General features: G+C 59.0%; 21 protein-coding genes and 1 riboswitch. Of the genes, 8 read left to right on the forward strand and 13 right to left on the reverse strand.

Going from position 1 to position 17,147, the window contains the following annotated elements:
- Positions 1 to 41: 41 nt before the first annotated feature.
- Positions 42 to 241: riboswitch (cobalamin riboswitch) on the reverse strand.
- Positions 242 to 273: 32 nt separating this feature from the next.
- From BFC21_RS05645 to BFC21_RS05655, 3 genes are all read right to left on the reverse strand, one after another.
- A complete protein-coding gene (locus BFC21_RS05645) occupies positions 274 to 1,431 on the reverse strand; it encodes a DUF1624 domain-containing protein (protein WP_088377383.1) in 1,158 nt (385 codons plus the stop codon).
- 105 nt (positions 1,432 to 1,536) lie between these two features.
- Positions 1,537 to 2,835 (reverse strand): MFS transporter, encoded by a 1,299-nt coding sequence (locus BFC21_RS05650; protein ID WP_088377384.1) that lies wholly within the window; start codon positions 2,833 to 2,835, stop codon positions 1,537 to 1,539.
- 36 nt (positions 2,836 to 2,871) lie between these two features.
- Complete coding sequence (locus BFC21_RS05655) at positions 2,872 to 3,645, reverse strand: SDR family NAD(P)-dependent oxidoreductase (protein ID WP_095004920.1); 774 nt, start codon at positions 3,643 to 3,645, stop codon at positions 2,872 to 2,874.
- Between the two features lie 208 nt (positions 3,646 to 3,853).
- On the opposite strand from BFC21_RS05655, the gene BFC21_RS05660 reads away from it, so the two are divergent.
- Positions 3,854 to 4,162: an RcnB family protein gene (locus tag BFC21_RS05660; protein ID WP_256557627.1), complete on the forward strand. Its 309-nt coding sequence runs from the start codon at positions 3,854 to 3,856 to the stop codon at positions 4,160 to 4,162.
- Between the two features lie 61 nt (positions 4,163 to 4,223).
- Here the strand turns inward: BFC21_RS05660 and BFC21_RS05665 are convergent, their stop codons facing one another.
- Positions 4,224 to 4,727: a PaaI family thioesterase gene (locus BFC21_RS05665; protein WP_095004921.1), complete on the reverse strand. Its 504-nt coding sequence runs from the start codon at positions 4,725 to 4,727 to the stop codon at positions 4,224 to 4,226.
- Positions 4,728 to 4,964: 237 nt separating this feature from the next.
- On the opposite strand from BFC21_RS05665, the gene hemB reads away from it, so the two are divergent.
- Both hemB and surE read left to right on the forward strand, forming a co-directional pair.
- Positions 4,965 to 5,939, forward strand: coding sequence for a porphobilinogen synthase (hemB, locus tag BFC21_RS05670; RefSeq protein ID WP_016780925.1), 975 nt, complete (start codon positions 4,965 to 4,967; stop codon positions 5,937 to 5,939).
- A 59-nt stretch (positions 5,940 to 5,998) separates the two neighbouring features.
- Positions 5,999 to 6,775 (forward strand): 5'/3'-nucleotidase SurE, encoded by a 777-nt coding sequence (gene surE, locus BFC21_RS05675; protein ID WP_088377386.1) that lies wholly within the window; start codon positions 5,999 to 6,001, stop codon positions 6,773 to 6,775.
- On the opposite strand, the gene BFC21_RS05680 is transcribed toward surE, so the two are convergent.
- On the reverse strand, positions 6,772 to 7,707 hold the full coding sequence (locus BFC21_RS05680) for a LysR family transcriptional regulator (protein ID WP_083369518.1): 936 nt from the start codon (positions 7,705 to 7,707) through the stop codon (positions 6,772 to 6,774). The two genes, surE and BFC21_RS05680, sit on opposite strands and share 4 nt — an antisense overlap.
- 354 nt (positions 7,708 to 8,061) lie before the next feature.
- On the opposite strand from BFC21_RS05680, the gene BFC21_RS05685 reads away from it, so the two are divergent.
- Entirely contained in the window at positions 8,062 to 9,354 is a 1,293-nt protein-coding gene (locus BFC21_RS05685) for a Wzz/FepE/Etk N-terminal domain-containing protein (protein WP_256557650.1), read from the forward strand.
- Here the strand turns inward: BFC21_RS05685 and modC are convergent.
- From modC to BFC21_RS05710, 6 genes are all read right to left on the reverse strand, one after another.
- On the reverse strand, positions 9,329 to 10,417 hold the full coding sequence (gene modC, locus BFC21_RS05690; protein ID WP_088377388.1) for a molybdenum ABC transporter ATP-binding protein: 1,089 nt from the start codon (positions 10,415 to 10,417) through the stop codon (positions 9,329 to 9,331). The two genes, BFC21_RS05685 and modC, sit on opposite strands and share 26 nt — an antisense overlap.
- A 2-nt stretch (positions 10,418 to 10,419) precedes the next feature.
- Positions 10,420 to 11,100, reverse strand: a complete 681-nt coding sequence (modB, locus tag BFC21_RS05695) for a molybdate ABC transporter permease subunit (protein ID WP_088377389.1) — start codon at positions 11,098 to 11,100, stop codon at positions 10,420 to 10,422.
- Positions 11,101 to 11,102: 2 nt separating this feature from the next.
- Positions 11,103 to 11,870, reverse strand: a complete 768-nt coding sequence (gene modA, locus BFC21_RS05700; protein WP_088377390.1) for a molybdate ABC transporter substrate-binding protein — start codon at positions 11,868 to 11,870, stop codon at positions 11,103 to 11,105.
- Between the two features lie 120 nt (positions 11,871 to 11,990).
- Complete coding sequence (gene alkB, locus BFC21_RS05705; protein WP_120265784.1) at positions 11,991 to 12,641, reverse strand: DNA oxidative demethylase AlkB; 651 nt, start codon at positions 12,639 to 12,641, stop codon at positions 11,991 to 11,993.
- A 2-nt stretch (positions 12,642 to 12,643) separates the two neighbouring features.
- Complete coding sequence (locus BFC21_RS27145; RefSeq protein WP_016780933.1) at positions 12,644 to 12,811, reverse strand: hypothetical protein; 168 nt, start codon at positions 12,809 to 12,811, stop codon at positions 12,644 to 12,646.
- A 19-nt stretch (positions 12,812 to 12,830) separates the two neighbouring features.
- On the reverse strand, positions 12,831 to 13,133 hold the full coding sequence (locus tag BFC21_RS05710) for a DUF1883 domain-containing protein (protein WP_016780934.1): 303 nt from the start codon (positions 13,131 to 13,133) through the stop codon (positions 12,831 to 12,833).
- Between the two features lie 209 nt (positions 13,134 to 13,342).
- Here BFC21_RS05710 and BFC21_RS05715 point away from each other — a divergent pair, with 209 nt between their 5' ends.
- The 3 genes from BFC21_RS05715 to BFC21_RS05725 all read left to right on the forward strand — a co-directional run bounded on the left by BFC21_RS05715 (position 13,343) and on the right by BFC21_RS05725 (position 15,440).
- Positions 13,343 to 13,696, forward strand: a complete 354-nt coding sequence (locus BFC21_RS05715; RefSeq protein ID WP_016780936.1) for a hypothetical protein — start codon at positions 13,343 to 13,345, stop codon at positions 13,694 to 13,696.
- Positions 13,697 to 13,869: 173 nt separating this feature from the next.
- Positions 13,870 to 14,520, forward strand: coding sequence for a cytochrome c (locus BFC21_RS05720; protein ID WP_088377392.1), 651 nt, complete (start codon positions 13,870 to 13,872; stop codon positions 14,518 to 14,520).
- Positions 14,517 to 15,440, forward strand: a complete 924-nt coding sequence (locus tag BFC21_RS05725) for a c-type cytochrome (protein WP_120265785.1) — start codon at positions 14,517 to 14,519, stop codon at positions 15,438 to 15,440. Before BFC21_RS05720 ends, BFC21_RS05725 begins: the two co-directional genes overlap by 4 nt.
- A gap of 41 nt (positions 15,441 to 15,481) precedes the next feature.
- Here BFC21_RS05725 and BFC21_RS05730 read toward each other — a convergent pair whose 3' ends face one another.
- Together BFC21_RS05730 and BFC21_RS27510 are read right to left on the reverse strand one after the other, a co-directional pair.
- Positions 15,482 to 15,763: a hypothetical protein gene (locus BFC21_RS05730; RefSeq protein ID WP_016780939.1), complete on the reverse strand. Its 282-nt coding sequence runs from the start codon at positions 15,761 to 15,763 to the stop codon at positions 15,482 to 15,484.
- Between the two features lie 31 nt (positions 15,764 to 15,794).
- Positions 15,795 to 15,977: a hypothetical protein gene (locus tag BFC21_RS27510; RefSeq protein WP_088377394.1), complete on the reverse strand. Its 183-nt coding sequence runs from the start codon at positions 15,975 to 15,977 to the stop codon at positions 15,795 to 15,797.
- 226 nt (positions 15,978 to 16,203) lie between these two features.
- Here BFC21_RS27510 and galU point away from each other — a divergent pair, with 226 nt between their 5' ends.
- Complete coding sequence (gene galU / locus BFC21_RS05740; protein ID WP_016780941.1) at positions 16,204 to 17,043, forward strand: UTP--glucose-1-phosphate uridylyltransferase GalU; 840 nt, start codon at positions 16,204 to 16,206, stop codon at positions 17,041 to 17,043.
- Positions 17,044 to 17,147: the final 104 nt, after the last annotated feature.

Genomic DNA, 17,147 nt, shown 5'->3' on the forward strand with positions numbered 1-17,147 from the left:
AACAGTACTAAGCAGGATGCCTCCCCGGACACCCCGCCGGTTAGTTTGTGGACTTTGCCGGCAGGTCTCCTGACTGATGGGTCATCACCTGGCTCCAGCCTTCCCGGGGGTTATCCCAGTGGCAAACACGGAGCAGGCTCGTCATCTACAGTTGCGGGGGCAGTTCCGTTGGGTGCTGTAACAGCACTGCGGATTCCCTTTTAACCCCCCGCGTGGGGGGACCGGCGGTGGGATGATAATCGATCTTGTTTGCTAATGGGGCCGCGGTCAGAATCAGAAATACTTAAGCCAGGTGATATCCCGGCGTCGGGCTTTCAAATTGGCGAACCAGCGAACCGGCAAGTACAGCGAAATGGCCAGCAGCACTGCCGTTAACCATACCGCACCGATGCTGTCGAAGCCGAAATAGGTGGCCTGATTCAGGCCAAACAGGGCGACGCAGGCCAGGTACAGCACTTTGAGTGCATACAGATGCAACAAATAGAAAAACATCGGGGCTGCGCCAAATACGGCGAGGGTGCTGATCCACTTGCGTTGTTGTACCCGCTCAAAAGCCAGTAGCAGCAACAGGCCCACGCCCAGGGTCAGGGCCAGAAACAGCAGGGAAGGCGGGTACTTGGTGATATTGAAAAAGCTCATCAAGGTTTGTGTGGTCTCGGCATGGCTGCCCCAGGGCGCCTCGCCGTAACCGTTGTACAAACGCAGCGCAACAAAACCGAGCAGGGCACCGCTGCCTGCGAGCAATAGATAGCGCTGGCGCAAGGCCGCCGGGGCGCAGCGGGCAAACCAGGGCCCCAGGCAATAGCCCAGTGCAATCACGCCGATCCACGGCAACACCGGGTAGGAGGTGCGCATGCGCAAGCTGTCGCCCACCTCAATCCAGCCACGATCATGCAAAATCGCCCAAGGCACATGCATCACTGACCCCGGTGCAAAATGCAGGGTGTCGAGCAGGTTGTGCCCGGCGATGATCACCAGGCCGAGTACCAGCAGCACCGGGCGCGGCAGCCACACCAGGGCAGCAAGGGCGATCATGCTGACGCCAATGGCCCAGATCACCTGCATGTAGATTACCGACGGCGGCAACTGGAAAGTCCAGGCAAAGTTGACCAGGGTGAATTCCAGCACCACCAGAAACAGCCCGCGCTTGAACAGGAACGCCGAGACATCGCGCTTGCCCTGATACTTTTCGCCATACAGATAAGCCGACAGGCCGGTGAGCAAGACAAACACCGGCGCACACAGGTGGGCCAGGGTACGGCTGAAAAACAGGGCAGGGTCGGTGATCTCGACATTCATCGGGTCAGCCACCTGGCGGTGCAGGAAAAACGTTTCGCGCACGTGGTCCAGCAGCATAAACAGGATAACCAGCCCGCGCAGGGCATCGATGGACAGCAGGCGCTGGTGTGAGGGAGGGGCAGTGGCAGTCATTGAGGGATCGCTGGCAAGGGAATGTTATATAGTATTGATACTGTATAACATTCCTCTTTGCCCTGTCATCCCTTCGAGAAACATTCGCAAATGTCGGCGGGGTGTCTAGTGCCGCACTTTCACCCATGCCATCAGCAGTGCTGAAGACAGCACCCCGGCGGTCATAAAGATATAGGCTGCGCCCGGATTGCCGGTCAGGCCGATCAGGTAGCCCACGATCCACGAACCGACAAAGGCCCCCAGCGCACCGCAGGCGTTGATCAGGCCGATGGCGCCGCCAAACACGTTGGCCGGCAAAATCTCCGGGATCAGCGCGAAAAACGGCCCGTAGGGTGCGTATAACGCGCCCCCTGCCAGGGTCAGCAGGGCGAACGACAGCCAGAAGTGCGAAGACCCCAGCAGGTACGAGCAAAAGAACGCGAGTGCCCCCAGTGCCAGCAGCGGCCATACAAAATGCTTGCGCTGCTGGGTCTTGTCGGAGGCCCAGGACACGGCCAGCATGGCTGCCACCGCCGCCACATAAGGCACCGCACTCAACCAGCCAACGGTGACGATATCCGCCGCGGCCGCCTGTTTGATAATGCTCGGCAGCCACATGATAAAACCGTACACGCCGATGCTCCACAGCGCATGCACGCAGCACAACTGCACCACCACCGGGCTGGTGAAGGCCTGGCGGTAATTGCGCACCTGCTTCATGCCTTTTTGTTCATCGGCCAGGGTGGCAGCCAGCCGGGCTTTTTCCTGCGCGCTCAGCCAGTTGACCTGCTCGGGCTTGTCCCGCGCCATGCGCCACCAGACGAAGGCCCAGAGCACCGCCGGCGCGCCTTCAATGACAAACATCTCGCGCCAGCCCCAGGCCTGGATGAGGTAGCCGGACACCACCGACATCCACAGCACGGTCACCGGGTTGCCCAGCACCAGAAAGGTATTGGCCCGCGAACGCTCTTTGCGGGTAAACCAGTTGCTGATAAAGATCAGCATGGCCGGCATCACGGCCGCCTCGACAATCCCCAGCGACACGCGGATAACCATCAGCATCGGGATATTGGTCACCAGCCCTGTGGCCATGGCGCAAAAGCCCCACAGGATCAGGCTCCAGAACACCAGTTTGCGCACGCTGTACTTCTGCGCGTAGATCGCCCCCGGTACCTGGAAGAAAAAGTAGCCCAGGAAAAACAGCGCGCCGATCAGCGAGGACATGCCCTTGGTAATGCCCAGGTCCTGCTCGATACCCGCCGCACTGGCAAAGCCGTAGTTGGCCCGGTCGAGGTAGGCGAGGCTGTAGGTAATGAAAATCAGCGGGATCAGGTACAGCCAGCGCCGGGTCGCGAAGCCCTTGCCCGTTGCTTGTGCGCTGCCAGGGGCGAGTGCCGGCAGGGCCTGTTCGTTAAGGTTGCTCATGGGTGTTCCTTGTTATTGTTTTTTTGCCGGTGCGGGTCAAACAACGCTGGTCAGGCCTCCGTCCACAAACAGGGTTTGACCGTTGATAAAGTCAGAGGCAGGGGAGGCCAGAAACACCGCTGCACCGCACAGTTCGTCAACCCGCCCCCAGCGACCTGCCGGCGTGCGCTTGCACAGCCACTCGGAAAACGCCTGGTTATCGACCAGGGCGCGGTTCATCTCGGTGGCGAAATAACCGGGGGCCAGGCCATTGGCCTGGATGCCGTGGCGGGCCCATTCGGCGCACATGCCCTTGGTGAGCATTTTCACGGCCCCTTTGGAGGCGGCGTAAGGGGCGATGGTCGGGCGTGCCAGTTGGCTTTGCACCGAGCAGATATTGATGATCTTGCCGCGACCGCGGGCGATCATGTGCCGCGCCACGGCCTGGGACACATGAAATACCCCGTCCAGGTTGGTGCGCATCACATCGTGCCAGTCGCTGGCGCTGAAGTCCTCCAGCGGCGCGCGGCGCTGAATGCCGGCGTTATTGACCAGAATATCGATGGCACCGATGTCGGCCTCAAACCTGTTGATCGCGCCAAGCAATTGTTCGCGGTCGGTGACATCGAAGGCCACGGATTCAGCCTTCAGGCCTTCATCGCGTAATTGAGCGGCAACCGCCAGGGATTTTTCGATATTGCGAGTGTTGATCACCACGGTAGCGCCCGCAGCGCCCAGTCCGCGTGCCAGCTCCAGCCCGATACCCTGGCCTGAACCGGTAATCAGGGCACGGCGACCCTCAAGCTGAAAGCTGCTGATATTGAATGACATGTTGTTCTCCACATACGGCCGTTTATTATTTTGACCGGCCCTGTGGTTACTTCACCCCAGGCTCGCGGTGCAGTCCAATCGTCATTGTTGATATGGTGATCAATATTTTTGATTATCGCGGTGGAACGTACTGCAGCCGGCGCTTGTCCATTGAGCCTGTACTCCCATACGTTGAGGTGAACATGCGCGCTTGATTTCTGCATCGATAGTGGCTGGTTTCCTGTGTGTCGCGCCTTATGCCGCGCAGGCCGATGATGCCAAACCCGCAGACTGCAACCCCGGGCAGATCCTGGCCGAATCAATGGACCTGAGCAGTTGCTATGGTCACGGCGACAAGGCACCTGATCAGTACACGCGGGACGATGTTGCGATCAGCGACTGGAAGGCCAAGGGGCTGCCCCAACCCGATGAGCATGAACAATGGGTGCAAATCAGCGGGCATTATGTGCTGGTCAATCGGGTCAATGCCGTGATCAAGGAAATCCGTACCCGGGACGGCAAAGTACTGGGTAAATAGTCACAGCGCGGCGCGTTCTTGCTCGCGATGGCCGGAACGCGCCGTACCTGCCAGTTTGCGCTTAACCCGCTGCGCGGCCGTGGGCAGCAGTCGCCAGTTGGCCGGTGTCCACGCGCACAAAAATCGAGTCACCCAGCGCCGTCAGCACATCCCCGGCATACACCTCGCAGAGGATCCGCGTCTTGCGCCCGACATCGCCCTCGACCCTGGCCCGCAGGGTCAGCGGTACGCCCATCGGGGTCGGCTTGATAAACTTGATCCCCAGATTCCCCGTCACACAGCTGATGCGCGGCAAGCTGGCCACTTCGCGGTGCTCCATGCGGTAGTGATAGGCCATTGCCGTCCAGTTGGAGTGGCAGTCGACCAGCATGGCGACCAGGCCGCCATACACCAGCTCGGGCCAGCCGCAGTACTTGGGGTCGGGCAGGTACTCGGCGCGCACATGCACGCCGTCTTCATCCCAGAAGCTCTTGATATGCAGGCCGTCGGGGTTGCTGCTGCCGCAGCCGTAGCACACGCCATCTGGCGCAGCAGTGTCTTGTAGCGAAGGGGTAAGCTCAGGCATGGCGTGATCGTCCGTGGAATGATGGATGCCTTACGTTAACGTAAACGTTGGTATGGATGCACGGCTTTGATGTGTGTCAGGCAGGAGCAGGGCAAGCGGGGCCATACTGCGCAAACCCGGCGTGACAAGCGGCCGCAGATAGGCCGGATCTTTTGCAATTGCAGGATCAATCCTGTATTTGTTGCGCCATAGAGCCAAGGCTCGTCTGTTTTTTGAATCTGCCCATCAGGAACCATGATGCCTAACCAGTTCCCCGCTGTACGCCCGCGCCGCCTGCGCCGTTCCCAGACCCTTCGCGACATGTTCCAGGAAACCGAATTCAGCCTCAACGACCTGGTGCTGCCGATTTTCGTCGAAGAAGAAATCGACGACTTCGTGCCTATCACCAGCATGCCGGGGGTGATGCGTATACCTGAGTCGAAACTGGCGGGTGAGATCGAGCGTTATGCGCGGGCGGGGCTCAAGTCGGTGATGCTGTTCGGCGTATCCCATCATCTGGACGCCACTGGCAGCGATGCCATGCGCGAAGACGGCCTGGTGTCGCGCATGGTGCGCATCAGCAAGGATGCCGCGCCGGACATGGTGGTGATGAGCGATACCTGCTTCTGCGAATACACCTCTCACGGCCATTGCGGCGTGATGCATGACCACGGCGTTGACAACGACGCGACCCTGATCAACCTGGGCAAGCAGGCGGTCGCCGCCGCGGCTGCAGGTGCCGACTTTATCTCGCCTTCGGCAGCAATGGACGGCCAGGTGCAGGCCATTCGCAGCGCCCTGGACGGTGCCGGCTTTAGCGACACGTCGATCATGGCGTACTCCACCAAATTCGCCTCGGCACTCTACGGCCCGTTCCGTGAAGCGGGCGGCAGTGCGCTCAAGGGCGACCGCAAATCCTACCAGATGAACCCGATGAACCGCCGCGAAGCCATCCGCGAGTCGCTGCTGGACGAGCAGGAAGGCGCAGACGTGCTGATGGTCAAGCCCGCCGGTGCGTACCTGGACATCATCCGCGACATCCGCCAGGCCTCGCACCTGCCATTGGCGGCTTACCAGGTCAGCGGTGAGTACGCGATGATCAAGTTCGGCGCCCAGGCCGGTGCCATCGACGAAGCCCGTGTAGTGCGCGAGAGCCTGGGTTCGATCAAGCGTGCAGGTGCCGACATGATCCTCACCTACTTTGCGATGGATCTGGCGCTGCAGGGCATCTAAGCTGCAGGCGGCAAGCAATCTCGTGCTGGCTTGCCGCCCCTCTTCCAAAGGAGATCTCCATGCCCCACGCCCGACTCGAACGTATCCTGATTACCAACGACGACGGGATTGACGCCCCGGGTCTGGCAGCACTTGAGGCCGTGGCCCACGAATTGGCGGACGAAGTCTGGGTAGTGGCACCGGACCATGACCAAAGCGGCATCTCCACGGCCATCAGCATTCACCACCCGTTGCGCGTCACCCAGCGCGGCGAGCGACGCTTCTCGGTCTCCGGAACCCCGGCCGACTGTGTGGCGATGGCCTTGCAGCAGTTGCTGGACAAACCGCCGCAACTGCTGCTGTCAGGTATCAACAAGGGCGCCAACCTGGGGGTTGAAACCCTGTTTTCCGGTACCGTAGGCGCGGCCATGACCGGTTTGTTGATGGGCGTGCCCTCTATCGCCTTGAGCCAGTACTTTACCCGTCGCAGTGCCGTGCGCTGGGATACCGCCCGCACCCTTGCCCCCGGCGTGATCCGGCAGTTGCTCGGCAAGGGCTGGGAGCAAACGGCCTGCCTGAATATCAACTTCCCCGACGTACCTGCCGATGACGCCGGCCCGATCCAGATCACCCGCCAGGGTGCCGGGCGCATGGACGGTGTGGAAGCCATCGAGCGCACCGACTTTCGCGAGGCCAAGTACTACTGGCTCAGCATCACCCGCCATCAGCACGCCGAAGCCATCGACACCGAAACCCAGGTGGTTACCCAGGGCGGGATCTCGGTCACGCCACTGGAGTTCGATCGCACCGCCATGACCCTGCGTGAACAACTGCGCAGCGCGCTGCAAGCCAGTTAAGCCCAATGGGCCGGGTCATCGACGATGGCCTGGTGCCCTTCAAGCACCTTGGGGATTTCCTGCTTGAGGAACTCCACCCAGGTCTTGACCTTGGCATCCAGAAACCGCCGTGAAGGGTAGAGCGCGTAGATGCTTTTTTCGTGCAGGCGGTAATGCGGCAGCAGACGCACCAGCGAGCCGCGCTGATAAGAGCCTACCGCCACATAATCGGGCAACAGGCACACCCCGAGCCCGGCCTCGGCCGCTTTGGCCATCGCTTCCGCCACGTTGACCTGGAACACGTTGCCGGGGCGGATCACTTGTTCGCCCTGATCATCGCGAAAGGTCCAGCTGTCGGTAAATAACGGGTCGACCAGGTGCAGGCAGCGGTGCTGGTGCAGATCGTCAGGTACCGTCGGGATGTCCCGGCCCTTGAGGTAGGAGGGGGCTGCACTGATAACACTGAAGATGCTGCCCAGCGGCTGGCCGATCAGTTCCGAATCCGGCAGATGGGCCGACAGGGTAATCACCAGGTCATGGCCTTCTTCAAGCAGATCGGGCTGGCGTTGTGACAGGGTGAGGTCGACATGTACCTGCGGATACAGCTCGGTGTAGCGGGCCACCAACGGTGCCAGCAGCTGGATGCCCAGCCCGGTGGTGGACTGCACACGTAAATGGCCACGGGGGATCAGGTGCGCACCCGCCGCTTCGGCATTGGCATCCTCGATCTCGCCCAGAATCATCCGGCAGCGTTCCAGATAACGCGCACCCACCTCGGTCAGGGCCAGGCGCCGTGTGCTGCGTTGCAACAGCCGGGCTTGCAGCGAAGACTCCAGCTCGGACAGTAGCCGCGAGGTTTGCGCCGTTGAATAACCCAGCGCCTGCGCCGCCGCGGTAAAGCTGCCGGTTTCGACTACGCGGACAAACACCCGCATCGCCTGAAAAATATCCATCCTGATTATTACCCCACACGTAAGCGTGCTTTCTTGTGGCGGCAATAATTACACAGTCCGGGCCACTGTGCCGTCGTGACGTGTGCATTACATGAAAGTGGCACAAAGACACTGCGATTTTACCCTGTTTTTTGTGAGGCAATTCTCATTAGAGGGCAGGATGCATCCTATTTCAATTAAAGTAGTTGGATATCATTTTCTAATTACTTGCTTTTGTTGTTCTATGTGCTTGATTTATATAGATGCGAATTTTCCTAGGAATAGCCTGTCAAACACATTGCGTCATCATGTGGTCGATACGCCCTCAGCAGCCAGCTTGACTAAGCTTTATCTACAAGGTGCATTCATTTGACTATTCATCAGTACCCAAAAGGACGAAAAGTTGACGCTGAGATCGATTTATTTGAATTGATCCATTCTTTTTGGCGACAAAAAAAACTGATTGCAGCCACTGCGGTAATAACCGGATTAGTGGCAATTGGCTATGTTTCCTTTGCGCAACACATCTATCAAACCAGCAGCCTGCTGCGCCCTGCAGCCATCAACGAACTGGATGCCCTGAATCGTTCCGAGGTCTACACCCTGCCTGCCGCTGAGGCTTTGGGTAAAGTGGGGCTGGCACTTGATTCCTATGAAAACCGCTTGAATTTTTTTCGCGATCACCCGGAGTTATTCAAACCCCTGGAACAGCCCGGCAGATCACTGGAGCAAAGCTTCGAAATGTTTAACCGGGATGCCATTACCCTGGTACAACCTGCTGCCAACAAGGGGGGGGCCAGCAGTCCTTATATAAGGCTGGAACTTAATTACCCGGCCTCGCTTGATGGGGTGGCAATCCTCAATGGTTTTATTGACTATGCGATCAATAACCAGCGTGAACAAATCAGCGCCGACCTCAAGGTTATTATCAGTAACCGGCTCCGGGAGCTGGACACCCAGATAAATGCTGCACGATCAAGCTATCACTCTGAAAAAGAAGGAAAAATCGCAACTTTGGTCGAGGCTGACGCGCTGCAAAAAGCCCGCCTGGAAGATGAGCTGAAGGCGTTGCGCCTGCAGCTTAAAATGGAGCGCGAATCGCGAATCCAACAGCTTGACGAGGCCATTTCGATTGCCAAGTCACTGGGCATTACCCGCCCGACCACGCCGGCAGCTATGGCCGATGCGGCACAGGGCGCGTCATCCAGAGTGGTGCGCACCGAAATCACCTCGCAAAGCACGCCTTTGTATTTTATGGGCTCCCAGGCCCTGGAAGCCGAGCGCGCAGCCCTGCTCAAGCGTACGACCGATGACTTTACCGATAACCGCATTTCGCAGATTCGTAAAAAGATGCAGTTGCTTGAGGTCAATCGCCAGGTCGAAATGCTCGCCAAGCGTTCGAACGAAGATGTGTTCCTCAAGGATATCGAGCCATTGCGCGCCGAGGTGGTGCGCCTTGGCCGGCTCAATACGGACATGAGCCATCTTGGCCTGGTCAGTATTGATCGCAAGGCCCAGGCCCCGACGGAACCGGTCAAGCCGAAAAAGGCACTGATTGTCGGGCTGGCCGTGGTGCTGGGCCTGTTGCTGGGGCTGACGATCGCGACCGTGCGCTTCCTGATCCAGCGCCGCCAGCAAGGGATCAAGCCAGCACTGCCACCGACTTGATCTGTGCCCACAGCCATTGCCCGGGATGCAGGCCCAACTGGTCCCGGGAATAGCGGGTTATCCGGGCCAGCAGGGGGGTGCCGTCGGCATCCAGGCGTATCAGTACATGGGCCTGGTTGTCGGCGGCGGTTTCGCTGACCACCGTTACCCGCAAGCTATTGAGGATGCTGCTGTGCTCGGCCGGGGTCAGGCTCAGGCTGATGTCCCGTGCCTGCACCTTGACGCGCAGCGGCCGGCCAATGGCCATTGAGGCATGGGTCACCCTCAGATGCTGGGTGCTGCCGGGCAACTGCAGGGTCAACAACTGATAATTGAGGTTGTAAGCACCCACTTGACCCTCAATCACCACCCCGGCGTCATCCCCTCGCGCCAGGGGTAGGTCGAGCCTGGCCAGGGTCTCGCCAATCGGGCCGCTAGCCATGACGTTGCCTTCACTCAACAGCACTATATGGTCCGCCAGCCGCGCCACCTCGTCCTGGGAATGACTGACGTAGAGCACCGGTATATCCAGCTCGGCGTGCAGGCGTTCGAGATACGGCAGGATCTCGCTCTTGCGCTGGCTGTCGAGCGCAGCCAAGGGCTCATCCATCAACAGCAGCCTGGGGCTGGTGAGCAAAGCCCGGGCGATACCGACCCGCTGGCGTTCGCCGCCGGACAAGTTGTGCGGCGCCCGCTGCAGGAGGTGGGTGATGCCCAGCAGTTCGCTGGCATGGGCCAGGTCCACCCGTCGCTCCTGGCGGGCGATGCGCTTGAGGCCGAACTCCAGGTTGGCCCGCACCGACAGGTGAGGGAACAGGCTTGCTTCCTGGAAAATATAACCCAGCGCCCGCTGGTGTACCGGTACGAAGTGCTTACGCTGGCTGTCTTGCCAAACCTCGTCATTGATCTGGACATAGGCCTGGCTGGCCCGTTCGAGCCCGGCGATACAGCGCAGGCAGGTAGTCTTGCCCGAGCCCGAATGACCGTAGAGCGCAGTCACCCCTTTGCCTGGCAGTTGCAGGTCGAGGTCCAGGGCAAAACCTGGATAGTGATGCTGCAAGCGAAGGTTGATCTGCGACGTCATCTTCAGCTCCAGCTGGTTTGCGATTTGCGGCTGGAATACAACGCCAGCAGCACCAGAAAGGAAAACACCACCATTGCCCCCGCCAGCCAGTGTGCCTGCGCATACTCCAGCGCCTCGACGTGGTCGTAGATTTGCACCGAGACCACGCGGGTTTTATTCGGGATATTGCCGCCAATCATCAGCACCACACCGAATTCACCCACCGTGTGGGCAAAGCCGAGAATCGCGGCCGTGATAAACCCGGGCCGGGCCAGGGGCAGGATCACGTTGAAAAAACTGTCCCAGGGGGTTGCCCGCAGGGTGGCGGCGACTTCCAGCGGCCTGGGGCCGATGGCGGTAAACGCGTTCTGCAAAGGCTGGACGACAAAGGGCATGGAATAGATCACCGAGCCAATCACCAGCCCGGCAAAGCTGAAGGTCAATGTGCCCAGGCCCAGAGACTGGGTGAACTGGCCGACATAACCGTGCGGGCCCATCGCCAGCAGCAAATAAAAACCGATAACGGTGGGCGGCAGCACCAGGGGCAGGGCGACGATCGCCCCGACCGGCCCGCGCAACCGCGAGCGCGTATGGGCCAGCCACAGGGCAATGGGAGTGCCGACAATCAGCAGAATCACGGTGGTCAGTGACGCCAGTTGCAGGGTCAGCCAGATAGCCGCGAAGTCAGCACTGGTGAGCGGCATGGTTACAGGTGATAACCGTAGGACTTGATAATGGCAGTGGCTTTTGGCCCTTTGAGGTACTCGGCCAGGGCCTGGGCAGCAGGGTTGTGCTCGCCTTTTTTCAGGATCACCGCATCCTGGCGGATCGGATCGTGCATGGCCTCAGGGACGATCCAGGCCGAACCCTCGCTGACTTTGCCGTCCTTGTAGATCTGCGACAAGGCCACAAAACCCAGTTCGGCATTGCCGGTGGAAACAAACTGGTACGCCTGGGTAATATTCTGGCCTTCCACGATCTTGGCTTTGACCTTGTCGGTCAGGCCCAGTTTGGCCAGCACCTGGGTGGCGGCCAGCCCGTAGGGCGCTGCCTTGGGGTTGGCGATGGACAAGTGCTTGAACTGATTGGCGAGCAAGGCCTTGTCAGTGCCATCGATGTAACCGTCTTTGCCTGACCACAGGGCCAGGGTGCCAATGGCGTAGGTGAAACGTGAGCCAGGGACAATATCGCCTTCTTTCTCAAGCTTTTCGGGGGTACTGTCATCCGCCGCCAGGAACACTTCAAAGGGCGCGCCATTCTTGATCTGGGTATAGAACTGGCCGGTGGCCCCGTAGGCAGCAACCAGCGTGTGCCCGGTGTCCTGCTGAAAATCACGGGCGATGGCCTGAATGGGCGCGGTGAAGTTGGCGGCCACGGCCACCTGCACCTCATCGGCCTGGGCCGAAGCGAACGCGAAACAGCCGATCAGGGCGCCAAGCGCGGTGGGAATAAAGATGCGGGCACATGAACTCATCGCAAAACTCCGTTTTTATTGGTGTGTGTCGGGCGCTGGGAAGATAGCCGCTATATATAAATATTTACAGCGCTTTGTAAACCTGTGGCCGTAGAGGAGGGGGCAACGATCAACGTTGGCTCAGCCAGCCTGGCGCAGAGTGATATTGATTCGCTGTTCGCCCAGCAAGCCGTGCCGCCCTGGTTTGATCGGCATCACGCCGTGAAAACGCAAGCGGTCAACACCGCCCCAGACCATCACATCACCATGAAACAGGGAAATACGTTGGGTCGGGTCGCTGCGCTCAAAGCCGCCAAACTGAAAGATCGCGGGCAGGCCCAGGGAAACGGAAACAATGGGGGTGGTATAAGAACGCTCATTTTTGTCCTGGTGCAGGGACATTTTGGCGCCCGGGGCATAGGCATTGATCAGGCAGGCATCGGGCACAAAGTCACTGAAGCCAGCCACACTGGCCGCGGCGTCTGCCAGGCTCAGGAAGACCTCGGGCATGGCCGGCCAGGGCCGGGTGCTGAGGGGGTCGAGGGGGCTGTAGCGGTAGCCGTCGCGGTCTGTGGTCCAGCCCAGGGTGCCACAGCTGCTCAAGCGGGCAGACATGGCAAGGCCGCCCGGGGTGTGCATCTGGCGCAAGGGGGATTGCTGTAAAACACCCCTCAGGGCTGCCAGCAGTTCGTCGACCCGGGGCAAGGCAAACCCGCGCAGCACAAACCCCTGGGCGCTGATGCGCTCGACGCGAGCGGGCTGCTGCAGGTCCTGCTCGGTGAACAGGTCCACTGTTACAGTGCCTTGCTGGCCTTGATCTCAGTGATCACATCATCGGCATCGCCGTGAATCTTCTCCAGGGCGGCGCGGGCTTCTTCTTCCGAGCCCGACTGCAACTGGGCAAACTCGAAGCGACGCTCGCCGTTGAGCTTGTACTTGATGACGTACTTGGTGGTTTGCACGGTAATTCCTGCCTGAGGTTTAGCGAAGTTTGGAGCTGGAGCGGCGCACGATCTTGATCGTCGGCTTGAAGCTGGGCTTGCGGGTGACGCTGATGGCCCGGGTGGTCACGGTATCAATGGTGATATTCCAGAAACCGGTGCTCGGCGCAGTGATACGGGCCGGGAAGTCCTTGAAGGCACCACCATGATAGGAGTGGCGGCCACCATTTTTAAAGCTGCGAAAGTGCGCATCGCTCATCAGGCGGATGTTGCAAGGCTGGGAGCACTCGATGACGACAATGTCGTCTTCGTTGAGGTGCTCGCGCTGGTGAATAAATTTCATGGTGTCTCCAAAAACGTGAATCTGCTGAATAATCAGCACGATAGCATGTGCTTTAGCCCTGTCAGGGGGCTAAAGCCGGGTATTATGCCGTGATGCGGGTGAGTTTGACGTAAAACGTGGATAATCCGCCACTATTGAGTATTTATTCACGATGGCCCGGGAGAAATTCCGGATATCCATTGTCGTAGTGTCTTTAACGGAGAATGTCTATGAAGTGGGGCTTATTGGCGGCGTTGCTGGCCTTGGGTGGCTGTGCATCAGTGACGGATATTGAGCAGACGCTGCCGACCATGAGTGTGATTTCGGGCAAGAAACCCGATGCCTATGCTCAATGCGTGGTGCAACAACTGTCCAGCACACGCAGGGCACCGCAGATCGAACCGCATAAAGACGGTTTTCGGATTATCGTGCCGCAAAAACTGACCTCCAATCCAACGGCGGTCATTGATATTGAAGAACGCTCCGGCGGCAGCAGCATCAAGGTCTACGAAAGCATGTCCAATGTACCGGTGCGCCCGGGCGATATTCGCAAAGCCGCTACACACTGCATTTCCGGTGACTGACGCTTATCTCGGTCACCCCCCGACCTGACGATTGCCCTGCGCAACGTCAGGTTTTTTTTCGCCCCGATATCGGCATCGGATCCAAAGTAGTGTTGTGACCGTGTAGGAATTCTCCTAGGATCTATAGGCTTATATTTTATAGGCCTAAGCATATAACAATAATGGAGCTGGTCATGATTCCACTCAAGCGAACGCTATTGAGCAGCCTTGTACTGCTCGCCGTGAGCAACGCCCAAGCGCAGCCGACCCCCAACATCTACCTGCAAGGCGGGGCGCAGCCTGGCGCCACGGCCTGCGTGGCGTGCCACGGGGCAGATGGCATGGGGCTGGCACCCGCCGGGTTTCCGCGATTAGCCGGTATTTCTGCCGATTACCTGAGCAAGCAGCTGCACGACTTTCAAAGTGGCAAGCGAGTCAGCCCGGTGATGCAACCGCTGGCCAAGGCCCTTTCCGATCAGGAAATTGCCTCGGTCACGGCCACCATTGCCGCCATGCCGGCCCCTGCAGTGCCAGCCATCAACCGCAGCAGCCTGCCCGCAGGCCTGGGTGAAAAGCTGGCCCTGCGCGGCGCCTGGGAGCGCCAGATCCCCGAATGCGTCAGTTGTCATGGCCCGGGCGGGGTGGGCGTGGGGAGCGCCTTCCCGCCACTGGCCAATCAACCGGCCCTGTACCTGACGGCGCAGCTCAATGCGTGGCGCGACGGCACCCGGCACAACGATCCCAATGACCTGATGGGCCATATCGCCAAGGCCATGACCGAGGATGAAATCAAGGAGGTTGCCGACTATTTCAGCACTGTGGGGCACACGGAGGCCAAGCCATGAAGCGTCTGATATCTACTTGCGCGGCGTCCGTGCTCCTCAGCGGCGCAGTTCATGCGGCGACCATCGCGATGGAGGACCAATCGCAGATAAAAGTGCCTGCGCCTGCCGAGCACATCACCTACTTTCAGCCGCCGCAACAGAGTGATTTGCCTGACAACGCCTACGGCAAAATGGTGTTGGATGGCTACGCCCTGTTTGTCGACACCAAGCGCCAGGCGCCACAGTTTGTCGGCAATGGCCTTAACTGCACCAACTGCCATCTGGATCAGGGCCGGCTGGCTAACTCGGCCCCGCTGTGGGGGGCGTACCCGATGTACCCGGCATACCGCAAGAAAAACGACAAGGTCAATACCTTTGCCGAACGCCTGCAGGGCTGCTTTCAGTTCAGCATGAATGGCGGTACCCCGCCGGCTGCCGATAGCCGTGAGATTACGGCGCTCTCAACCTATGCCTATTGGTTATCAACCAAGGCGCCTACAGGGGTTGAGTTGCCGGGACGGGGCTATCCCGATGTGCCCGCGCCCAAGGGCGGCTACAACCTGACCCGTGGTGCGGCGCTGTACAAGGATCAGTGTGCCATCTGTCATGGCGACAACGGGCAGGGGCAAAAGGTGGGGGCGGATTACGTAATGCCGCCGCTGTGGGGTAAGGATTCCTACAACTGGGGCGCCGGCATGCACCGGATCAATACAGCAGCATCGTTTATCAAGCACAACATGCCACTGGGCAAGGCCAATAGCTTGAGTGATGAGCAGGCGTGGGATGTAGCGGCCTACGTCAATACCCACGAACGGCCACAGGACCCGCGACTGGTCGAGGGCTCAGTGGAAAAAACCCGGGTGAAGTTCCACGCCAATGACGGCGTCAACGTCTACGGGCAAACCGTTAAGGGTGTGTTGATCGGCCAGGGTACCGAGTAACCGTCTATACCGCTAAAGCCACGCGCTTTAGCGGTATCCACTTACTTGCAGGCCACCACGATCGTGCGGCTTTTGAAATTGCCTACATCTGCACCCAGGGTTTTCTCGCTGTCTGCAAGCGCAGGCGTGCCATCGGTGGCAATGATGTTGTAGCCCGTACCGGCACAAGACGCTTCCGCTTTCTCGTAGCACTTGGCCCAGGACATGGCCTCGCCCGAACAGTCTATGCTCAACCCTTGTTTGCCATCGGCCAGGTATGTATTGGAAGCAGTCGCGCAGCCACCCAAGGTTACCAATGCGAGCAGTGTCAGAACTTTGTTCATCTGGGTAACCATTACATAAGGGGAATTGAAGTTATTTTTTACCGCGGCGTGCTGCTGGCTCAGGTTGGTCTTGAAACACCGAGGCAACTTCTGCTGCGGCCTGTTGCGAGCTGAAAGGCCCGGCAACGTTTTCGCCGCTGGCTGAAAATACGCACCATTGGCCCGATGCATCGGGTTTGATCTCGTAACCGTTAACGCTGATTGTTGCTGACATCGAAAAGCTGCCTGATTGGCTGGATTAATGGCGTGATAATAGCGCAAGGGCATCACGGGTAGTGCTAAACACGATGGAGTACCCATCAAATTCAATCGCCAAGGAACTAATGGGCAAAATATTTATCTAGGTTGGCATCAGTTTGCTATCGAGAAGCATTGTAACGTCGATGCTGCCTGATTAGACTGCGCCAAATTTGGAACGTACAGCCCTTTAAAGGACTCATATGATCAAGAAATGCTTGTTCCCAGCAGCCGGTTACGGCACTCGCTTTTTGCCAGCGACCAAGGCCATGCCAAAAGAAATGCTGCCGGTGGTGAACAAGCCACTGATCCAGTACGGGGTTGAAGAAGCACTGGACGCTGGCTTGACTGAAATTTCCATCGTAACGGGCCGCGGCAAGCGCGCGCTGGAAGACCATTTTGACATCAGCTACGAGCTGGAAAACCAGATCAAGGGTACTGACAAAGAGAAGTACCTGGTCGGTATTCGCCGCCTGCTGAGCGAGTGCTCGTTCTCCTACACTCGCCAGACCGAAATGAAAGGCCTGGGCCACGCGATCCTGACCGGCCGCCCGCTGATCGGTGACGAACCCTTTGCCGTAGTTCTGGCAGACGACCTGTGCGTCAACCTGGAAGGCGACGGCGTGCTGACGCAAATGGTCAAGCTGTACAACCAGTACCGCTGCACCATCATCGCGATCCAGGAAGTTGACCCGGCTGAAACCAACAAGTACGGCGTGATCGCTGGCGACCTGATTGGCGACGACCTTTACCGTGTACGCAACATGGTGGAAAAACCGGCTCCGGAAGATGCACCTTCCAACCTGGCCATCATCGGCCGTTACATCCTGACCCCGGACATCTTCGACCTGATCAAGCAGACCGAACCGGGCAAAGGCGGCGAAATCCAGATCACCGACGCGCTGATGAAACAGGCGCAAAACGGTTGCGTGATTGCCTACAAGTTCAAGGGCAAGCGCTTTGACTGCGGCGGCGCCGAAGGCTACATCGAAGCAACCAACTTCTGCTTCGAAAACTTCTACAAAACCGGCAAAGCTTACTGATAGCAGCCCGTTGTAGAACGCTTCAAGACAAAGCCACCTTCGGGTGGCTTTTTCGTTTTTTTGCTGTCGGCAACCTCCTGCGCTGGTCAATCGCGCAGGAGCGA

The organism is Pseudomonas sp. TMW 2.1634, assembly GCF_001703595.1.
GTDB classification, from domain to species: domain Bacteria; phylum Pseudomonadota; class Gammaproteobacteria; order Pseudomonadales; family Pseudomonadaceae; genus Aquipseudomonas; species Aquipseudomonas fragi.

Coding starts and splice junctions, on each gene's coding strand:
- BFC21_RS05645 (WP_088377383.1), bottom strand. CDS start 1,431: ATGACTGCCACTGCCCCTCCCTCACACCAGCGCCTGCTGTCCATCGAT.
- BFC21_RS05650 (WP_088377384.1), bottom strand. CDS start 2,835: ATGAGCAACCTTAACGAACAGGCCCTGCCGGCACTCGCCCCTGGCAGC.
- BFC21_RS05655 (WP_095004920.1), bottom strand. CDS start 3,645: ATGTCATTCAATATCAGCAGCTTTCAGCTTGAGGGTCGCCGTGCCCTG.
- BFC21_RS05665 (WP_095004921.1), bottom strand. CDS start 4,727: ATGCCTGAGCTTACCCCTTCGCTACAAGACACTGCTGCGCCAGATGGC.
- hemB (WP_016780925.1), top strand. CDS start 4,965: ATGCCTAACCAGTTCCCCGCTGTACGCCCGCGCCGCCTGCGCCGTTCC.
- surE (WP_088377386.1), top strand. CDS start 5,999: ATGCCCCACGCCCGACTCGAACGTATCCTGATTACCAACGACGACGGG.
- BFC21_RS05680 (WP_083369518.1), bottom strand. CDS start 7,707: ATGGATATTTTTCAGGCGATGCGGGTGTTTGTCCGCGTAGTCGAAACC.
- modC (WP_088377388.1), bottom strand. CDS start 10,417: ATGACGTCGCAGATCAACCTTCGCTTGCAGCATCACTATCCAGGTTTT.
- modB (WP_088377389.1), bottom strand. CDS start 11,100: ATGCCGCTCACCAGTGCTGACTTCGCGGCTATCTGGCTGACCCTGCAA.
- modA (WP_088377390.1), bottom strand. CDS start 11,870: ATGAGTTCATGTGCCCGCATCTTTATTCCCACCGCGCTTGGCGCCCTG.
- BFC21_RS05710 (WP_016780934.1), bottom strand. CDS start 13,133: ATGAAATTTATTCACCAGCGCGAGCACCTCAACGAAGACGACATTGTC.
- BFC21_RS05715 (WP_016780936.1), top strand. CDS start 13,343: ATGAAGTGGGGCTTATTGGCGGCGTTGCTGGCCTTGGGTGGCTGTGCA.
- BFC21_RS05720 (WP_088377392.1), top strand. CDS start 13,870: ATGATTCCACTCAAGCGAACGCTATTGAGCAGCCTTGTACTGCTCGCC.
- BFC21_RS05725 (WP_120265785.1), top strand. CDS start 14,517: ATGAAGCGTCTGATATCTACTTGCGCGGCGTCCGTGCTCCTCAGCGGC.
- BFC21_RS05730 (WP_016780939.1), bottom strand. CDS start 15,763: ATGAACAAAGTTCTGACACTGCTCGCATTGGTAACCTTGGGTGGCTGC.
- BFC21_RS27510 (WP_088377394.1), bottom strand. CDS start 15,977: ATGTCAGCAACAATCAGCGTTAACGGTTACGAGATCAAACCCGATGCA.
- galU (WP_016780941.1), top strand. CDS start 16,204: ATGATCAAGAAATGCTTGTTCCCAGCAGCCGGTTACGGCACTCGCTTT.